This window comes from Kineosporia corallincola, from assembly GCF_018499875.1.
Taxonomy (GTDB): domain Bacteria; phylum Actinomycetota; class Actinomycetes; order Actinomycetales; family Kineosporiaceae; genus Kineosporia; species Kineosporia corallincola.
The window spans coordinates 136,109-154,804 of the sequence record NZ_JAHBAY010000009.1; the positions used below are offsets into that span (position 1 = coordinate 136,109).

The 18,696-nt window shown below is 72.1% G+C and carries 16 protein-coding genes; 10 read left to right on the forward strand and 6 right to left on the reverse strand.

What is annotated here, in order from left to right; translation table 11 throughout:
- Positions 1 to 67: 67 nt before the first annotated feature.
- Positions 68 to 976, forward strand: coding sequence for a DMT family transporter (locus tag KIH74_RS21570; RefSeq protein WP_214157910.1), 909 nt, complete (start codon positions 68 to 70; stop codon positions 974 to 976).
- Here KIH74_RS21570 and KIH74_RS21575 read toward each other — a convergent pair.
- The 4 genes from KIH74_RS21575 to KIH74_RS21590 all read right to left on the reverse strand — a co-directional run bounded on the left by KIH74_RS21575 (position 940) and on the right by KIH74_RS21590 (position 5,932).
- The gene (locus KIH74_RS21575; RefSeq protein WP_214157911.1) at positions 940 to 1,497 is read right to left on the reverse strand and encodes an AAA family ATPase; all 558 of its coding nucleotides are present in this window, start codon (positions 1,495 to 1,497) and stop codon (positions 940 to 942) included. The two genes, KIH74_RS21570 and KIH74_RS21575, sit on opposite strands and share 37 nt — an antisense overlap.
- Positions 1,498 to 1,527: 30 nt before the next feature.
- A complete protein-coding gene (locus KIH74_RS21580) occupies positions 1,528 to 3,159 on the reverse strand; it encodes a PfkB family carbohydrate kinase (RefSeq protein ID WP_214157912.1) in 1,632 nt (543 codons plus the stop codon).
- Positions 3,160 to 3,225: 66 nt separating this feature from the next.
- The gene (locus tag KIH74_RS21585; RefSeq protein WP_214157913.1) at positions 3,226 to 4,632 is read right to left on the reverse strand and encodes an APC family permease; all 1,407 of its coding nucleotides are present in this window, start codon (positions 4,630 to 4,632) and stop codon (positions 3,226 to 3,228) included.
- 34 nt (positions 4,633 to 4,666) lie between these two features.
- On the reverse strand, positions 4,667 to 5,932 hold the full coding sequence (locus KIH74_RS21590) for an aminotransferase class III-fold pyridoxal phosphate-dependent enzyme (RefSeq protein WP_214157914.1): 1,266 nt from the start codon (positions 5,930 to 5,932) through the stop codon (positions 4,667 to 4,669).
- Positions 5,933 to 6,092: 160 nt separating this feature from the next.
- Here KIH74_RS21590 and KIH74_RS21595 point away from each other — a divergent pair, with 160 nt between their 5' ends.
- The 4 genes from KIH74_RS21595 to KIH74_RS21610 all read left to right on the forward strand — a co-directional run bounded on the left by KIH74_RS21595 (position 6,093) and on the right by KIH74_RS21610 (position 9,108).
- Positions 6,093 to 6,692, forward strand: coding sequence for a TetR/AcrR family transcriptional regulator (locus KIH74_RS21595; protein WP_214157915.1), 600 nt, complete (start codon positions 6,093 to 6,095; stop codon positions 6,690 to 6,692).
- 659 nt (positions 6,693 to 7,351) lie between these two features.
- A complete protein-coding gene (locus KIH74_RS21600) occupies positions 7,352 to 8,038 on the forward strand; it encodes a type 1 glutamine amidotransferase domain-containing protein (RefSeq protein WP_214157916.1) in 687 nt (228 codons plus the stop codon).
- A gap of 10 nt (positions 8,039 to 8,048) precedes the next feature.
- Positions 8,049 to 8,642, forward strand: a complete 594-nt coding sequence (locus KIH74_RS21605) for a TetR/AcrR family transcriptional regulator (RefSeq protein WP_214157917.1) — start codon at positions 8,049 to 8,051, stop codon at positions 8,640 to 8,642.
- 10 nt (positions 8,643 to 8,652) lie between these two features.
- Entirely contained in the window at positions 8,653 to 9,108 is a 456-nt protein-coding gene (locus KIH74_RS21610; RefSeq protein WP_214157918.1) for a P-loop nucleotide/nucleoside kinase family protein, read from the forward strand.
- A gap of 93 nt (positions 9,109 to 9,201) precedes the next feature.
- Here KIH74_RS21610 and KIH74_RS21615 read toward each other — a convergent pair whose 3' ends face one another.
- The gene (locus KIH74_RS21615; protein WP_214157919.1) at positions 9,202 to 9,897 is read right to left on the reverse strand and encodes an O-methyltransferase; all 696 of its coding nucleotides are present in this window, start codon (positions 9,895 to 9,897) and stop codon (positions 9,202 to 9,204) included.
- Positions 9,898 to 9,969: 72 nt separating this feature from the next.
- Here KIH74_RS21615 and KIH74_RS21620 point away from each other — a divergent pair, with 72 nt between their 5' ends.
- The 3 genes from KIH74_RS21620 to KIH74_RS38825 all read left to right on the forward strand — a co-directional run bounded on the left by KIH74_RS21620 (position 9,970) and on the right by KIH74_RS38825 (position 13,851).
- Positions 9,970 to 10,311 carry a VOC family protein gene (locus KIH74_RS21620; protein ID WP_214157920.1) on the forward strand — a complete coding sequence of 114 codons (342 nt, stop codon included), beginning with the start codon at positions 9,970 to 9,972 and terminating at the stop codon, positions 10,309 to 10,311.
- 75 nt (positions 10,312 to 10,386) lie between these two features.
- Entirely contained in the window at positions 10,387 to 11,391 is a 1,005-nt protein-coding gene (locus KIH74_RS21625; protein ID WP_214157921.1) for a Rossmann-fold NAD(P)-binding domain-containing protein, read from the forward strand.
- Between the two features lie 99 nt (positions 11,392 to 11,490).
- Positions 11,491 to 13,851: a putative bifunctional diguanylate cyclase/phosphodiesterase gene (locus KIH74_RS38825; RefSeq protein ID WP_214157922.1), complete on the forward strand. Its 2,361-nt coding sequence runs from the start codon at positions 11,491 to 11,493 to the stop codon at positions 13,849 to 13,851.
- A gap of 58 nt (positions 13,852 to 13,909) precedes the next feature.
- Here KIH74_RS38825 and KIH74_RS21635 read toward each other — a convergent pair whose 3' ends face one another.
- Positions 13,910 to 15,622 (reverse strand): BCCT family transporter, encoded by a 1,713-nt coding sequence (locus KIH74_RS21635; RefSeq protein WP_214157923.1) that lies wholly within the window; start codon positions 15,620 to 15,622, stop codon positions 13,910 to 13,912.
- Positions 15,623 to 15,874: 252 nt separating this feature from the next.
- On the opposite strand from KIH74_RS21635, the gene KIH74_RS21640 reads away from it, so the two are divergent.
- Positions 15,875 to 17,167, forward strand: coding sequence for an alpha/beta fold hydrolase (locus tag KIH74_RS21640; RefSeq protein ID WP_214157924.1), 1,293 nt, complete (start codon positions 15,875 to 15,877; stop codon positions 17,165 to 17,167).
- Positions 17,164 to 18,561: an aminopeptidase P family protein gene (locus tag KIH74_RS21645; RefSeq protein WP_214157925.1), complete on the forward strand. Its 1,398-nt coding sequence runs from the start codon at positions 17,164 to 17,166 to the stop codon at positions 18,559 to 18,561. The genes KIH74_RS21640 and KIH74_RS21645 overlap by 4 nt, the downstream gene beginning before the upstream one ends.
- Positions 18,562 to 18,696: the final 135 nt, after the last annotated feature.

Here is an 18,696-nt window from a genome sequence, read left to right on the forward strand (position 1 = left end):
TCGCGCTTCATCGTCAGGAAGCAATCCGTACTGGTGCCTGATCGTCGTCCGGCGCCAGGATGCTGCCATGGTCAAACCCGTTCTCGCCGCCGGTGTCACGGTGGTGCTGTGGGCCTCGGCGTTCGTCGGGGTGCGCGCCGCCGGTCTCGACTACACCCCCGGCGCCCTGGCCCTCGGCCGGCTGCTCGCCGGGTCGGTGGCGCTGAGCCTGCTCGTCGCGCTGCGGGGAGGGCCGAGGCTGCCCGGTCGCCCGGTGCTCCTGGCCACGATGCTGTGGGGCGCGGCCTGGTTCGGCGCCTACAACCTCACCCTGAACGGCGCCGAGCGCGAACTCGACGCCGGCACCACGGCCCTGCTGGTCAACGTGGCGCCGGTGCTGGTCGGCGTGCTGGCCGGGCTGCTGCTCGGCGAGGGTTTCCCGCCCCGCCTGATGGCCGGTCTGGCGGTGTCGTTCGGTGGGGTCGTGATCATCGCCCTGACCACCTCGGACCGCACCGGCGACCTGGCCGGGGTGCTGCTCGGCCTGGCCTCGGCGGTGCTCTACGCGGGCAGCGCCACCGGCCAGAAGCGCCTGCTCACCCGCACCGACCCGCTCACCCTGACCTGGCTGGGCTGCCTGACCGGCACGGTGGTGTGCCTGCCCTTCGCCCCGGCCCTGGCCCGGCAGGTCCAGACCGCCCCGGCGTCCTCCACCCTGCCGGTGCTCTACCTCGGCGTCTTCCCGACCGCCGTGGCCTTCCTGACCTGGGGCTACGCCCTGTCGCGGGTGAGCGTGGGCCGGCTGGCGGCGTCCACCTACCTGGTGCCGCCGCTGGTGGTCGCGCTGTCGTGGGCCCTGCTCGGCGAGGTGCCCGCGCCGCTGGCCTTCGCCGGTGGGGCGCTGTGCCTGGCCGGTGTGGGCGTCGCCACGTTGCGGCGGCGCCGGGAACCGCCGGCGGCTCAGCCGGTTTCGCCCAGCGCGGTGACCAGCCGCTGATAGGTGCCCTCCACGTCGCCGTCGACCGTGACGACGGTGCGGGTGGCGGGCCGGGCGGCGATCACCGCCAGCAGACGCTCGTGCATCTGCGCCAGTTCCCCGGCCCCGCCCACGCGTTCCTGGAGGGCGGCCGCGTCGCGGTGCTCCTGGGTCTGCGGGGCGGTGGCCCGGCGGCCGAACCGGGCCACCGCGTCGGCGGCGTCGGAGACCAGGGCGATCTCCACGAACGGCACCCCGGTCTCGCCGGCGAGAGTCTCCAGCCGCAGCACGAAGTCGAGCCGGCCGAGGTACTGCGGCACCAGCACGTCGTGCCCGGCCAGCAGGTGCACCCGGGCCATCGCCACGGCCAGTTCCCGGGCGGCCAGGCCGGCCTCCACCGGGCGCTCCAGCCAGCCGCCGAGCATCCCGCGCACGGTGTCGACGTCCAGGCCCAGCGTCATCGGGCGGGCCGCCAGATAAACCTTGGCCAGGGTGGACTTTCCGCTGGCGGGCGCACCGTTGAGCAGGACGAGTCGGGTCATGCCGCCATGGTGCCGGATCGGCGTACCGGCCTACCGCTCGCCGTACCCCAGGCGTGTCGCCTGCCCGGCCACGGCCTCCAGGTCGTCCGGGGTGAGCAGGGCGGGGGACCCCAGCCGGGCGGCGGAGAGATACACGTCGCAGAGCCATTCGGTCAGCTCGGCGTTCTCCACCGCGTCGTCGAGAGTGGTTCCGCAGCTGACCGATCCGTGGTTGCGCAGCAGCACGGCGCGGGCCCCGGCGGCCACGGCGTCACCGGTGGCGCGCGCCAGCTCCGCGGAGCCGAACACGTGGTGCGCCACCGTGGGCACCCGGCCGCCCAGGCGCAGGATGTTGTAGTGCACCCGGGGCAGCTCGTCGGCCACGAGACCCACGGCCACGGAACTCATTCCGTGGGTGTGCACCACGGCGCCGGTGCCGGAACGCCGGTAGATGCCCAGGTGCAGCCCGGTCTCGCTGGACGGCCGCGCGCCCCGCACCAGGTCGCCGTCCAGGGTGACCACGCTGATGTCACTCGCGGTGGCGGCCTCCAGGCGCAGGCCCGACCGGGTGATCAGCACCTGGTCGCCCACCCGCAGGCTGATGTTGCCGGCCCCGCCGACGGCGACGCCCCGGGCGGCCACCTCGCGGCAGGTGGCGGCGACCTCCTCGCGCATCCGGTGCAGATCGTCCGCCGGTGGGACGAGTTCCCTGATCCGGGAGGCGCTCTCGGGATCCGCCGTCTCGATCACGGCGACCACGCCGTCCAGGTCGACGATGCCCGCGTCGGACCCGAGCCCGGTCGCGACCAGCGAGCCGCAGGCGTTGCCGAGGCGGGCGGCGTCCTCCGGGGCGCAGCCGGCCAGCAGGCCGGTCACCAGGCCGGCGTCGAAGGAGTCGCCGCAGCCGGTGGTGTCGACCACCGTGGTCGCGTAGGCGGGCACCACGACGTCGGCGTGATCCGGTCGCACCAGAAGGGTTCCGTCGCCGCCCATGGTGACGGCCACGGCCCCGGCGCCGAGCTCGATCAGCCGGCGGGCGGCGGTGGGCAGGTCGTGGATGCCGGTGAGGGCGCGCAGCTGGTCGTCGTTCGGCAGGAACCAGTCGAGCAGGGGCAGCAGGCCGGTGAGCCGGGTGAGGGTCTCCGGGTCGCCGCCGTACAGGCAGTCGGCGAAGACCGGTCTGCCGCCGGCCCGGAACCCCCGGATCAGCTCCAGCCCGTCCGGTTCCAGCAGCGCGGGCATGGTCTCCGGCCCGCCGAGGAACAGCGCTTCGGCGGAATGCAGTGCCGCACGGTCGATGTCGGCCACCCGCAGCAGGCCGGTGGCGCCGAGCACGTGCATCGAGGGCCGCTCGCCGTTCGCCCGGATCGGCAGAATGGTGGACGACGTGACCACACCCGTCTTGGCCACCAGACCGGCGGTGTCCACACCGTACGACCGCAGGCGGGAGTGCAGGAACCCGCCCAGCGCGTCGTCGCCGACCGCCCCGAACACCGAGACCCGCCGGCCCAGCTTGGCCAGGTCGACGGCCACCCCGCCGCCGGTTCCGGCCACGGTCATCCGGATCTCGTCGAGCAGGATTCCGCCCTGCCCGGGCGGGATCTCGCCGACCGGGCGGCCCAGCACGTCGACGATGTGGGGGCCGAGGACGGCGATCCGGCCGGGCGGGCGATGCACTGACATGAACGTTTCCTCACGGCGAACGGGGGACGACGACAGACCGGCGCGGCCTGTCGTCGTCCATGAATTTCAGGGTTTGGGCTGGAAATTCGTGCGGCGTGCGACCAAAGGACCGGCCAGCAGGGCGATCAGCAGCACGAGCGGGACGAGGCGGCCCAGCACCGACGTACTGCCCACCAGGATGTCGTAGTTGATCACGATGGCCACCGCGGCGACGGTCGCGATGATGCCGCCGACGGCCGGAACGACCACGGTCACCCAGCGGTTCGTGGTGGTGGAGCCGCGGAAGTAGACCACGGTGGCCAGCGCGACCACGGCCTGCACGGCGACGATCCCGAGTGTGAACAGGCCGGTCAGGCTGCTGCCGACACCGATGTACGGGTTGGCCCCGAACACCGCGAACACCACGAACAGCACCACCCCGATGACGATCAGCACGTCAGAGGCGTTGGCGGGAGCCTGGAACCGCGGGTGCAGCACCCCGAGCCGGGCCGGCAGCGCCTTCTGCGAGCCGAGCACCTGGATGTAGCGTGCACTGGCGTTGTGCAGGGCGATCAGGCAGGCCAGCAGCGAGGTGACGAAGAAGACCTGGACAACCGTCGAGAACCACTCGCCCACCTCCTGCGTGGCCAGCACGAACACCAGATTGCCCTGCTGCTCGGTGGCGGTCGCGACGGCGTCCTTCGCCCCCAGCGCGCCGACCACGAGCCAGGCGGTCAGGATGTACAGGCCGCCGATCATGACGACCGACACGTAGGTGGCCATCGGCACGGACTTTTCCGGGCGGCGGGCCTCACGGGTATAGAGGATCGCCGACTCGATACCGATGAAGCTGGTGAAACCGATCATCAGCGCGGGCCCGAGATTGCCCGAGAGTGCCTGGTGCGGGCTGAAGGACTCCAGCGGGAAGGCGGAGAACCCGTGGTCTGCCAGGATCGCGATGTCCAGCCCGATCACGACCAGCACCTCGGCCACCATCAGGGTCACCAGCACCCGGGCGGACAGGTCGGCGGCCCGGCGGCCGAGCACGAAGGTCAGCGCGAAACCGGCCAGCGAGTAGGCCCACCAGGGCATCGAGAAGCCGTGCAGCTCGCCGATCAGGTTGCCGTAGTAGCCGACACCGGCTGCCAGGGAGAGACTTCCGGCCCAGTACGAGATCGAGGTGACGTAGGCGGCACCCAGGCCCCACGGCCGGCCGAGGCCCGCGGTGACGAACCCGGCGAAACCGCCGCCGTCCGGCACCGCCCGGTTCATGGCCACGAAACCGACGGCGAGACAGCCGATCGCGACGGCCGCGACCAGGTAGGCCGAGGGCAGGCCCACGCCGTTGCCGAGGAACAGGCCGCCGGGCAGGTTGCCGACGGCGACACCGAGTGGCCCGGCCGCGGCGATGACGAGCAGTATCAGATGACGTGCGCCCAGGGTGCCGCCGGGGGTGTCGGCCGGCGCGTCGTGGGGTGGGGAGGAGATCGACATCATGCGCTCCTGGATGAGGGGGAGGGACGCGGGATCAGAACCGGTCGCGCACGGCCTGGAAACCGGCCTCGGTGGCGGCCAGCACCTGCGCGATCGTGTCCGGGGTGTGGGCGGAGCTGAGGAACCAGTTGTGCCAGGGGTGCAGGTAGGCGCCGTGTTCCAGGGCGGTGAAACAGAACTGGGTGGCGCGGTCGATGCTGTCCACGTCGTCCGTGAACCGGATCTTCGGCATGGCCGGGTGCCCGGAGGCGACGAATCCGACGCCGGCGGCCGCGGCCTGCTGCCGCATGCCGTCGGCCAGCTGCTCGCCCAGGGTGCGCATGGCGGCGACGGCGTCGGTGGCCACGACCTCCTGGACGGTCGCGATGCCGGCCGCCATCGGCGCGGCCTGCGCCCAGAACGAGCCGGTCAGATAGATTTTCGTGACCGCGTCGCGCAGCGCGTCCACGCCGGTGACGGCGGCCAGGGCGTGGCCGTTGGCCAGGGCCTTGCTGAACGCGCTCAGGTCGGGCCGCACCCCCAGGGGTTCCCAGCTGCCCGCCGCGTCGAGGCGGAAGCCGGTGCGCACCTCGTCGAGGATCAGGGCCGCGCCGAGCCGGTCGCACAGGGCCCGCACGCCGCGGGCGAAGGCCGGGTCGACGGCGGCGAGGTCACCGAAACCGTCGTGGAAGAACGGGGTCACGATGACGGCGGCCACGTCTCCCTCGTGCCGCGCGGCGGCGGCCTCCAGGGAGGCGAGGTCGTTGTAGGCGAATTCGACGATGTGGGCGCGGTCTTCGGGGGTGGTGCCGTTGACGAACGGGTTGAACTGGGCATTGGCGCCGTGGTACGACGTGGTCGCCTTGAGGATCTTGCGGCGGCCGGTCGCGGCCCGGGCGATCGCGCACGACGTGGAGGTGGCGTCGGTGCCGTTCTTGGCGAACACCGCCCAGTCGGCGTGGGCCACGGTGTTCACCAGCAGCTCGGCCAGCTCGACCATCCGCGCCGACGGGCCGTTGAGGGTGTCGCCCCGGTCCAGCTGCGCGCGCACGGCCGCCTCGACCTTCGGGTTGCGGTAGCCGATCAGCATCGGGCCCCAGGCACACATCAGGTCCAGGTACTCGTGGCCGTCCACGTCCCGCACCCGCGGCCCCTCGCCGGAGGCGAAGAACTGCGGGTAGTTGGCCGGCAGCTGGTTGGCCTCGACGGACAGGTGCCCCCACATGCCGCCGGGCACCACCTGCCGGGCGCGGGCGCGCAGGGCCTGGTCGGCGGGGCCGGAGCCGCGCAGGGTCTGGGGTGCGGAGGAGCTGACCGTCATGGTGGTGGAGTCCTTGCTGATGGGAGGCGGGTCGGAGGGTCGGGCGTTGGCGGTGAATTTATGTAGAACGGACGTCCGAAATACTTCCGGCGCGTAACCGCTTGGTTAACCCACCTGTGGGATAAGGTCGGTTTATGAGCTCCGACCACCCCGTCGCCTGATGCCGAAGATCGTCGACCACGACGAGCGGCGCGCACAGATCGTGGACGCGACCATGCGGGTGGTGGAGCAGGTCGGGCTGGAGGGCACCACGATCCGGGCCATCGCCCGGGAGGCCGGCTGTTCCACCGGCGTCCTCGCCCACTACTTCAAGAACAAGGCCGACATCCTGGTGACGGCCCACCTCGCCGCCTTCTCCGCGGTGCGTGACCGGATCGCCGAGCACCAGGCCGACACCGACGACGCCGTGGCGCTGATGCGCCTGGCCCTGGAGGAGGCCTGCCCGCTCGACCGGCCGCGCCTGCTGGAGGCCGGTATCGACGTCAGCTTCTGGGGTCTGGCCCTGCACGACGAGCACCTCAAGGAGGTGCGGCGGCGTAGCCACATCGACGCCATCGACTTCTGGGAGTCGCTGGTGGCGGGGGTCGTGGAGCAGGGCCGCGCCCTGCCGGGCGCCTCTGCCCGCGCCGTGGCCGTCGAGACGGTGCTGCTGATCGACGGCCTGTCCGTCAACGCGGTGCTGTTCCCCGACGTGATGGACGCTGAGCGTCAGCTCGCCGTCATCGACGAGCACCTGCGGAGTTTCGTGGCGCGAGGCTGATCCCGATCGCCAGCGCGATCACCGTCACGGCGAAAGCCGATCTGGTGGAAAGATGTCCGGCTGCGATCCCGGCCAGCGCCGTGCCGGCCGAGACGCCCAGATTGCCGGCGGAGGTGACCCAGGTGCTGGCCTCGGTGCGCCGGCGCTGTCCGGCGATGCTGTCGCTCGCGGTGAAAGCGGCCACGTAGAGCGGGGACGCGACGAACGAGCCGAGCGCGACGAGGACCGCGACGACCCCCAGGTGCGGGAACAGCAGGCAGCCCAGCGCCGGGGCAGGCGGGCGGCCGTCAGCAGGGTCATCTCGTGACTGCGCCTGGCTGAACCGACCGGCTCACCTTTTCGGGGGGTCCCTTTCGCGTTTTGACACCACCCAGAGCGCCTGGCCGGTGTGAAAACGAAAGACGGCCTCCCGAACCTCCGCCCACCCGGTGGGGCGAGAGGCGGGTGGGCGCGCGGCCCGCGGGAGCGGGCGGGATGTCGCGGGCGGTGCGGGGGAGAGGGCCGCCGTCCACGCGAGTGGCTGTGATCCGGCTCCACGGCGATGTGAGAACCATGGCGGCAGGCCTACCGTCATGCCGACTGGACGCAAGTAGACCGGTCGTCTAGTTTGGAACTCAGGCCGGAACGCCCGGCCCTCCAGAGCATCGAGGTGCATCACCATGAAGGTCCTGATCGTCCTGACCTCCCACGACCAGCTCGGCGACACCGGCAGGAAGACCGGCTTCTGGCTGGAGGAACTGGCCGCGCCGTACTACCGGCTCCAGCAGGCGGGGGCGCGGATCACGCTGGTCTCGCCGCAGGGCGGGCAGCCGCCTCTCGACCCGAAGAGCAACGAGCCGGACAGCCAGACCGACGACACCCGCCGGTTCGAGGCAGACCCGCAGGCGATGGCCGCGCTGGCCGCGACCGGCCGGCTCGCCGACGTGGACCTGGCCGGATTCGACGCCGTGTTCTACCCCGGCGGGCACGGTCCGCTGTGGGACCTGGCCGAGGACCCGCACTCGATCGCGCTGATCCAGAACGCGATCCGCGGCGGCAAGCCGGTCGCGCTGGTCTGTCACGCCCCCGGCGTGCTGCGCCACGTGGTGAACGAGGACGGCACCCCGCTGGTGGCCGGCCGGCAGGTCACCGGGTTCACCAACACCGAGGAGGAGGAGGTCGGCCTGACCGACGTCGTGCCGTTCCTGGTGGAGGACGAGCTGAGGGCCAGGGGCGGCGTCTACTCCCAGGGCCCGGACTGGGGTTCGTACGTGCTGCGTGACGGTCTGCTGATCACCGGCCAGAACCCCGGGTCCTCGGCCGAGGCGGCCGACGTGCTGGTCGGTGTGCTGAACGCGGAGAGGTAATCTGACCGGTATGACACCCAGGCGCGCCGACCAGGACACGCGCGTGAACCTGCTCGACGCGGCCGAGAAGATCTTCGCCACCAAGGGCTATGCCGCGGTCGGGATCAACGAGGTGCTCTCCAGCGTCGGGGTGCCCAAAGGCTCCTTCTACCACTACTTCGCCTCCAAGGACGCGTTCGGCGAGGCGGTGATCGGGCACTACTTCGAGCACTACCTGCTGGAGATCGACCAGATCATGGGCCGGCCCGACGCGTCCTGGGCGCAACGGCTGATGGCCTACTGGGAGAACTGGCGCTCCACGCAGAGTCTCGACGAGTGCCAGGGGCGTTGCCTGGCGGTCAAACTCGGCGCCGAGGTGGCGGACATGTCCGAGCCGATGCGCCTGGCCCTGAAGACCGGCACCACCGGCGTGGTCGACCGCCTGGAGAAGGCCGTGGCGGGCGGCGCCGCCGACGGCTCGCTGACGCTGCGCGGCGAGGCCCGGGCGATGGCCGGGTCGCTGTACGAATTGTGGCTCGGCGCAAGCGTGATGGCCAAGGTGCACCGCAGCATCACCCCGATGGACCACGCCACGGCGACCACCCGGCAGCTCCTCGGGCTCTGAGCGGATCACCGTGGCCCACGGCGTCGTTCTGGTGAACGGTTACCCCGGTTCCGGAAAGTCCACCCTGGCCGAAGGACTCGGCCGGTGTCTGGACGTGCCCGTGCTGTCGAAGGACCGGGTCAAGGAGGCCCTCGCCGACGCCGGGCGAGGTGCACCGGCGATCGCCGGGCGAGGTGGGCCGGCGATCGGCGCACGAGCCATGGACGCCGTGTGGGCGACGGTGCGGGAGCTGGCCGGTCTTGTCGTCGTCGATTGCTGGTGGTTCCGCCCGCGCGACCTCGGGTTCGCCCGGGCCGGGCTGGCGTCGGCCACCGCCGGAGCGGCCGTCGAGATCTGGTGCGACGTCCCGATCGTGCTGGCCCGCAGGCGTTATGGCGAGCGTGACCGGCACCCGGTGCACCGTGACGACCGGGACATGACCGCGGAGTGGGCGGACTGGGAGGCCCGGGGGTCCCGCTCTCCCTGACTCCGGTGATCCGGGTGGACACCTCCGGGCCGGTCGACCTGGCACGGCTCGCCACCCGGGTGGCAGCGGCGCTGTGACCCGCGCGCGGCGTCCTCAGCGCCGGCGGGCGATCACGATCCCGTCCCAGCCCTTCACCCCGACGGTCTGGAGCGCGGTGGCGTCGAGGTCGGGGTGGGCGGCGATGTCGGCGACGACCGCGCGCACACCCTGCACCCGGGGGTCGTCGCTGTCCGGGTCGGCCACGGCGCCGTCGCGCACCACGTTGTCGATCACGATGACCGCGCCCGGCCGGGTGAGGCGCAGGGCGGCGGCGAGGTAGGCCGGGTTGCTCGGCTTGTCGGCGTCGATGAAGACGAGATCGAAGGGCTCGGCGTCGTTCTCGATCAGCGCCGCGGCGGAGTCGGTGGCCGGGCCGATCAGGATCTCGACCCGGTCGGCCAGCCCGGCCCGGCGCAGGTTCTCCTCGGCGACGGCGGCGTTACCCGGGTCGAGCTCCAGGCTGACCACCTGCCCGGCGGGTCCCGTCGCGCGGGCGAACCAGATGGTGGAATAGCCTGCCAGGGTGCCGAACTCGAGCACCCGCCGGGCCCCGGCGATCTGGGTGAGCAGACCGAGGAAGGCTCCCTGGTTCGCGGCCACCTCGGCGTTCGGCATGGTGGTACGGGCGCCCGAGTCGCGGGCCGCGACCAGGGCGTCGTCCTCGGGCACCAACTCGGCGGTGAAGTAGTCGTCGACCGTGCGCCAGGCGGGGGACGAGTCGTAGCGGTTGACCGGTGCGGTGGGGCTCATGGCCGGATTCTGGCAGATCGGGCACCTCGATCACCGGCCGAGGAGCCCCGCCGTGATCTAGGATCGGCCGTCATGGCCTTGGATTGGGAACAGGTAATCGTGCACTCGGCCGACCCCGTGGCGCTGGGGCAGTGGTGGGCGGACGCCCTGGGCTGGGTGGTGGTGCACTCCTCCGACGACGAGTTCGAGATCCGGCCGGCGGCCGACCGCACGCCCGGGCTGGACTTCGTGCGGCTCGACGAGGCGAAGCAGAGCAAGAGCCGCCTGCACCTGGACTTCCGGCCCGACGACCAGGCGGCCGAGGTGGCGCGGCTGGTGGCGCACGGCGCCCGGCGGGTCGACATCGGCCAGGGGGAGCAGTCCTGGGTCGTGCTGGCCGACCCGGAGGGCAACGAGTTCTGCGTGCTCGGCTGAGTCCGGGCGCCGGTTTGCCGCAGGGCAGAACGGACTTCGTGGGCGGGCGGCCACGGCACCGGTAACGTCGGGGCGATGACGAAGACACTGGTTCTCGGGGGAAGCGCCTGGCTGGGCCGGGCGATCGCCGTCCGCGCTCTGTCCCGTGGGCACGAGGTGACGTGCCTGGCGCGGGGTGAGGCGGGAGCGTTCGCCGAGGGGGTGCGGGTGGTCACGGCCGACCGTGCGGCGCCGGGCGCCTACGACGAGGTCTCCGCCACCGACTGGGACGTGGTGGTGGACGTCAGCTGGCAGCCCGGCCTGGTGCGCTCGGCCCTGGCGGCGCTGGGGGAGCGGGCGGCGACGTGGCAGTACGTGTCGTCGTGCTCGGTGTACGCCGATCACAGCACGCCGGACGCCGACGAGTCGGCCGCGCTGCTGCCGGCCCTGAGCACCGACACCGCCGGCCGGGAGACCTACGGCGAGGCGAAAGTGGCCTGTGAGCAGCTGTGCTCGCAGGCGGTGGGTGACCGGCTGCTGATCGCCCGGGCCGGTCTGATCGGCGGGTACGGCGACGGCAGCGACCGGTTCGGGTACTGGCCGGCGCGATTCGCGTCGCCCCGCGACGGGCAGCCGGTCCTGGTGCCCGACGAGCCCGGCATGCCGACCCAGACGATCGACGTGCTCGACCTGGCGGCCTGGCTGGTGGCCTGCGGCGAGAACGCCACCGTCGGCACCTTCAACGTCGGCGGGCCGGTCACCCCGCTCGGCCGGGTGCTCGAGATCGCCCGGGAACTGGCCGGATCCACCGCCGGGGTGGTGCCGGCCTCGTCGTCCTGGCTGCTGGAGCAGGAGGTGGAGGAGTTCGCCGGGCCGCGGTCGCTGCCGCTGTGGATCGCCGACCCGGCGTGGGCCGGGTTCAGCCACCGCAACACCGACGCCGCGGTGCGGGCCGGGCTGACCTGGCGGCCGGTCGAGGAGACGGCCGGGGCCGCCCTGCGGTGGGAACGCGAACTCGGCCTCGACCGCGAGCGCCGCGCCGGGCTCTCGGCGGCGCAGGAGCGGGAACTGCTCACCGCCTGGTCCCACCACGGCGACTGAGCCGCACGTGAGGGGCGTCACCGCCTCCGGTCCTCAGCATCGTCACCGCACGACCGACAGGCCGGTTAGCCGTGTGGCAGATGATCTCCCGGAGGACGTGTGGCAGCCCAGCAGACAGTCCGGGAGGAGATCCCGCCGCGCCCGCTGAGCAGCCTCACCCGGGACCCGGTGCTGCTCGGCCTGGTCGCGCTCACCGTGGTGGGATGCGTGCTGTTCCAGGTGTTTCCGGACGACCTGGCCCGCCGTACGCAGATCTACTGGGCCGTGCAGGTGCCGATGGACGGCGCGCTCGCGGTGGGGGCGTGGCGCCTGCGGCACCTGGCGCCCGCCCGCTACCGGCGCTTCTGGTCGTTCATCGCGTTCGCCGGGGCGTCGTTCACGCTGGGCGACACCTTCCAGTTCGGCAGCTCGCTGGTCGACCCGGAGCACACCACCACCGGTGGCGGCCTGGTGCAGAACGTCCTGTTCGTGATCGGGATGTCGGCCAACGTGCTGGCCTGCCTGATGTTCCCGCAGGGCCTCCAGACCGGCCGGGAGCGGCTGATCTTCTGGCTCGACTCCGCCACCGTGCTGGTCGGTGGCGGGGTGCTGGCCTGGTGCTTCGCGGTGAACCCGATCGACCAGAACACCGACCGGGTGGCCGCCAGCCTGACCGTGGCGCTGGTGATCGTGGCCGCGTTCGCGGCGACCAAGGTGGCGTTGTGCCCCGAGCCGCCGATGGACCGGATCGCCGCCTGGCCGATGGTGGCCGCGCCGATCGTGCAGGGCGTGAGCACCTTCCTGCTGGGCGCTTTCGGCCAGCAGGACAGGGCGTACGGGTTCGCCGTGCAGCTGCTGCCGTCGCTGCTGATCGCGGTCGGGCCACGGATCCAGGAGATCACGGTGCGGATCGCCGGGAACGAGGCCCGGCGCCGGCGCCGGCCGTACAGCCTGCTGCCCTACGGCATGGTGGCGTTCACCTTCGTGATGTTCTTCCTGGTGCTGCCGCAGGACGTGTCGATCCAGCTGTGGGGTGCCATCGCCGGGGTGGTGGTGATCACCGCGCTGGTGGCCGGGCGGCAGCTGATCGCGTTCCAGGACAACACGCTGCTGATCGGGCGTCTCGACGTGGCCCTGGACGACCTCAAGGGCCAGGACGCGCTGTTGCGCTGGCAGGCCTCGCACGACGCGCTCACCGGCCTGGCCAACCGGGCCCGGTTCCAGCAGGAGGCGACCCGGCTGCTGGGGAGCACCGACACCGCGCGCAGCCACACCGCCCTGCTGATCGACCTGGACGACTTCAAGACCGTCAACGACACCATGGGGCACGCCGCGGGTGACACCCTGCTGGTCTCGGTCGCCGACCGGCTGCGCGCCGCGGTGCGGCCGGGGGACCTGGTGGCGCGGCTGGGCGGCGACGAGTTCGCGGTGCTGATGCCCGACGCCGACGACGTCGCGGCCCGCGCGGTGGCCGAGAACGTGCTGCGTCACGTCACCCAGGACGTCGACATGCTCCAGCACACCGTGGCGGTGCGGGCCAGCGTCGGTATCGCCGTGGCCCGGCCCGGCGCCGCCCCCTCCACGTTGCTGAGCAACGCCGACATCGCGATGTACGAGGCGAAACGGCGCGGCAAGGACACCTGGGCGCTGTTCAGCAGCGAGATGGGCCTGCGGATCAACGCCGAGGCGGAGATGATCCGGGAGATGGCCGCGGCCGCCGACGCCGGCCAGTTCACCCTGGTTTACCAGCCGATCGTGCGGCTCGACGACATGACGATGACCGGCGTCGAGGCGCTGATCCGCTGGTACCACCCCGAGCGCGGCCTGATCTCGCCCGTCGACTTCATCCCGCTGGCCGAACGGTCGGGCCACATCGTGTCGATCGGCCGCTGGGCCCTGCGCGAGGCCACCCGCCAGGCCGCGGCCTGGCGCGCGCGGTTCCCGCAGGCCGAGCACCTCACGGTCGGCGTCAACGTGGCCGGGCGCCAGCTGCGCTCGGGCCAGTTCGTGGAGGAGGTCGCCGCGGTGCTGGCCGAGACCGGGCTACCCGCCTCCTGCCTGAGCATCGAGGTCACCGAGACCGCCGTGCTCGACGACCAGGAGTCGATCGACGCCATGCTGCGGCTGCGCGAGCTCGGGGTGAAGCTGGCCCTGGACGACTTCGGCACCGCCGCGTCGTCCCTGGGCCTGCTGCTCACCTGCCCGGTCACCACGCTGAAGCTGGACCGCTCGTTCGTCGAGTCGATCATCACCGTGGGCCGGCAGGCCGCGGTCGCGACCGCCGTCAGCCAGATGGCCAACGCCCTCGACTTCTCCTCGGTGGCCGAGGGCATCGAGACCGAGGAGCAGTGCGGCCTGCTGCGCGAGCTGGGCTACCGCTACGGCCAGGGTTACCTGTTCTCGCGGCCGGTCACGGCCGACCAGCTGGCCGGGCACTGGGTGCTCCCGGCCCCCGGCGCGCTCGCGGTGAGCGCGGGCTAGCAAAAATGGTGGACGACGCCGGGCCCGCACGGTCGGCGTCGTCCATGAATGGACGCTGCTACGAAGCGTTCTCGTCGTCGGCCGGGTGCGGCTTCACCGCCACCACGAACTCGTCGCCGTAGTTCTCGCGGCCGTAGTCGATGGCCTGCTCGATCGCCTCCACCGCCCGCTGGTCGCGGCGCACCAGCGGGTCCTGCCGCAGGTCCTTCACCAGGGCCACGCACATGAGCACCATCACCAGCAGGAACGGCACGGACATGATGATCGTGATGTTCTGGATGCCGTCCAGCGCGTCCTCACCGCCGCCGCCGACCAGCAGCATGATCGCGGCGATCGCGCCCATCACGGCGCCCCAGAACACCACCACGCCGCGGCTCGGGTGGATGGTGCCGCGCTGGCTCAGGGTGCCCATCACGATGGACGCCGCGTCGGCGCCGGAGACGAAGAAGACGCCGACCAGCACCATCGCGATCACCCCGAGCACCGCCCCCAGCGGCAGGGTGTCGAGCAGGCCGAACAGCTGGCCCTCGATCGCCCGGGAGGCCAGGTCGGTGCCGCTGCGCTGGGCGTCGATCGCGGCGCCGCCGAAGATCGCGAACCAGATCAGGCTCACCGAGCTGGGAATCAGGATGACGCCCGCGACGAACTGGCGGATGGTGCGGCCCCGGCTGATCCGGGCGATGAACATGCCGACGAACGGGGTCCAGGAGATCCACCAGGCCCAGTAGAAGACCGTCCAGCCGGCCAGCCAGGTCTGGGTCGGCTCGCCGCCGGTGGCGGCGGTGCGCGCGGCCATCTCGGTGAGGTCGCCGAAGTAGTCGCCGATCATCGTCGGCAGCAGGTTGAGGATCAGCACCGTCGGGCCGCCCACGAACACCACCAGCGCCAGCACCCCGGCCAGCACCATGTTCACGTTGGAGAGCGCCTGAATGCCCTTGGAGACGCCGGACACCGCCGACACGATGAACGCGATCGTCAGCACCACGATGATCACGACCAGCAGCGAGGTGCCGACCGAGTCCATGAAGCCGCCCGCGACCAGCCCGCCGCCGATCTGGAGCGCCCCCAGCCCCAGCGACGCCGCCGACCCGAAGAGTGTGGCGAAGATGGCCAGAACGTCCACCGCCCGGCCGAATCCGCCCTCCGCCCGCCGTCGCCCGAACAGGGGTGTGAACGCCGCGCTGATCAGCTGCGGGCGTCCCTTGCGGAAGGTGCCGTAGGCGATGCTCAGGCCCACCACGGCGTAGATCGCCCACGGGTGCAGGGTCCAGTGGAACAGGGTGGTGGCCATCGCCACGTCGAACGCCTCGGACGTGCCCGCGTCGGCGGTGCCCGGCGGCGGGGAGGTGAAGTGGCTCAGCGGCTCGCCCACGCCGTAGAACATCAGCCCGATGCCCATCCCGGCGCTGAACATCATCGAGATCCAGGAGACCGTGCGGAATTCCGGCTTCTCGTCGTCCGCGCCCAGCGGGATCTTGCCGTAGCTGCTGAACGCCAGCCACAGTGCGAACACCACGAAACCGCTCGCCGCCAGCACGAAAGCCCAGCCGCCGCCCTCGATGACCCCGTCGAGCACGGTGGCGGCGACGCTGCTCAGGTTGTCCGGCGCCGCCACCCCCCAGGCGATGAACGCGACCATCAGACCCGCGGCGACGCCGAACACCACCCGGTCGGTCGGCCGCTTCTCCGGCCCGGCCTGCTCGTGCAGCCTGGCCGGCTCGTAGGGTGGCTCCACCCCCTTCTCCTGGTGATCCCGTGCTGTGCTGGTCATGGATGACCGCCCTCCCTCACGTTCTGTCACTATCCACCGTTCCTTCCGGACGGGGAGAGTGTCAAACCAGGTGACGCTGAGTAGTAGGGGGTTCGCGGGCGTCGTGCTGGAGGTCTCGTTCGGGCCAGGCTCCGCGGGTTCTCGTCGTCCCTGGTTCGACGGCTCGTGGCGATCGGGAGGCCCTGGCGGGCGGGGACCGGACCGGTCGTGACAGGCTGCGCGGGACGTTCGGTGAGTGGGATGTGAGGCGGCATGAGTCTGGTGGAGTACCCCCTGCCCGGGGCCTGGGTGCGCGAGTTCACGGTGGAGGTGCCGCTGAACTGGTCCGCGCCGGACGGCGCGAGCATCGAGCTGTTCGTGCGGGAGTTCACCGACCCGGACCGCCGCCACGACGACCGGCTGCCGCTGCTCACCTTCCTCCAGGGCGGGCCGGGCGGGGCGAACCCGCGCCCGGTGGGCCCGGGCGGCTGGCTGGACGAGGCGCTGCCGCACTACCGCGTGGTGCTCGTCGACCAGCGTGGCACCGGGCGCAGCACGCCGGTCGACGGCACCGTGATCAGCGCCTTCACCGACGGCCGCGCCGCCGCCGACCACCTGCTCAACTTCCGCGCCGACTCGATCGTGCGCGACCTGGAGCACGTGCGGCTGCACCACTACGAGGGCCGCAGATGGGCCACCCTGGCGCAGAGCTTCGGCGGCTGGATCACGCTCAGCTACCTGTCGCACGCCCCCGAGGCACTCACCGCCTGTTACGTCTGCGGCGGTATCCCCGGCACGCCCGCCGACCCGGACGAGGTCTACCGGCGCACCTTCACCCGGGTCGAGGGCAAGACCGCCGACTTCTACCGGCGCTACCCGCACGACGTGGAGGCGGTCTCGGCGATCGCCGACCGCCTCGCCGAGGGGGACGTCACCCTGCCCGACGGCTCGCCGCTGTCGGTGCGCCGCTTCCAGACCCTCGGCAACGACCTCGGTTTCGGCCCGGGCCACCTGCGCCTGCACTGGCTGGTCTCCGAGGCCCGGCACCGCGACGGCCGGCTCACCGACGCCTTCCTCGAAGGCGTGCTGGCCCGCACCTCGAACGCCGGCAACCCGCTGTTCTGGACCTTGCAGGAGTCCATCTACGGCGACGGCGCCAACGGCCCGTTCCGCTGGTCCGCCCAGCGCGAGCGCGAGCGCCGCCCGCAGTTCGGCGAGGACCGGCGCCCGCTGCTGTTCACCTCCGAGATGGCCTTCCCCTGGATGTTCGAGGAGATCCGCCTGCTGCGCCCGTTCGCGCCGGCCATGGCCGCGCTCGCCGAACAGCGGGAGTGGACGCCGCTGTACGACCCGGCCCGGATCGCCGCGAGCGAGGTTCCGCTCGCGGCGGCGGTCTACGCCGACGACGTGTTCGTGGACGCCGATCTCCAGCGGGACACGCTCAGCCGGGTCGGGAACGCGCAGGCCTGGGTGACCAACGAGTTCGAGCACGACGGCATCGGCAGCGGCCGGGTGTTCAGCAGGTTGCGCGAGATGGTGCGCGACCGGGGAGGAGAACGGCGATGAGCACGCAGAACCTTTCGGGGACGACGGGGGCGCCGCCGCGCCCGGCCTGGGCCGGCACCCGCCCGCCCCGTCTGTCTGAGCACAGCCCGGGTTTCCAGGACTGGATCGCCCGGGGCTGGGGCGAGCGCGACGTGCCCGCCCCGGTGAACGCCGCGGCCGCCCGGGCCGCTGCCGAGCACCGTGCCCGGCTGAGCGCGGCGCTGCCCGGCCGGACGATCGTGCTGCGGGCCGGGGACGCGCCGAACCGCAACGGTGACGCCGATTACGCGTTCCGGGCGGACAGTGACTTCGTCTGGGCCACGTCGTGCCAGGCGGAGGGCGCGATTCTGGTGATGACGCCGAACGGGTCCGGTCATGAGGCGGTGCTGTACCTTCCGCCGCCGGCCAGGCCGGGGGAGAAGGACTTCTACGCCAGTGCGGCGCACGGGGAGTTGTGGGTCGGGCCGTCGGCCGGGCTGGACGCCTGGGCCCGGGCCCTCGACCTGCCGGTGCGCCCGGTGACGGACTTCGTGGCGCCGTCCTCGTCGTCCTCGGCCACCGACGCCGGCGAGGTGCTCTCGAACCTGCGCATGATCAAGGACGACTGGGAGATCGGCCAGCTCTACGAGGCCATCCACGCCACCGTGGCCGGATTCGCCGCGGTGGCCGCCGAGGTGCCCCGGGCGGTGTCCGGCAACCTGGGCGAGCGCTGGCTCCAGGGCACGTTCGACCGGCACGCAAGAACTTTCGGCAACGGGCCGGGCTACGCCACCATCGTCGGCTCGGGTCCGCACGCCCCGATCCTGCACTGGGTGCGCTGCGACGGTCCGGTGCTGCCGGGTCAGGCGCTGCTGCTCGACATGGGGGTGGAGGCGCACTCGCTGTACACCGCCGACGTCACCCGCACCATCCCGGTCGGCGGCGTCTTCACCGAGACCCAGCGCGCCGTGCACGATCTCGTCGAGGCCTCGCACCGCGCGGGCATGGCCGCGGTGCGGCCCGGTGCGCTCTACTCTGACTTCCACTTCGCCTCGATGGAGGTGCTCGCGGACGGCCTGTCCGACTGGGGCCTGCTGCCGGTGTCGGTGGACGAGGCGCTGGCCCCCGAGGGGCAGCAGCACCGCCGGTTCATGGTCTGCGGTGTGGGCCACCACCTGGGCCTGGACGTGCACGACTGCGGGAAGTCGGAGTACGACCGGTATCAGGGCGCCTCGCTGGAGGAGGGCATGGTGCTGACGGTCGAGCCCGGCCTGTACTTCCACGCGCACGACGAGACCGTGCCGCCCGAACTGCGCGGCATCGGCGTACGGCTGGAGGACGACCTGCTGGTCACCGGCAACAGCCACGTGGTGATGTCCGGCGCCCTGCCGATCGACGCCGCGGGCATCGAGCGGTGGGCCCGGGAGCAGCAGTGACGGGCTGACCGGGCTGGTCCCGGCATGGTCCCGGCATGGTCCCGGCATGGTCCCGGTGTCATCCCGAGGGAGGACACCGGGATCAGCCCGGACGCTGACGACAGGGGACCCCGGGTACGCGAGGCTCGACGCATC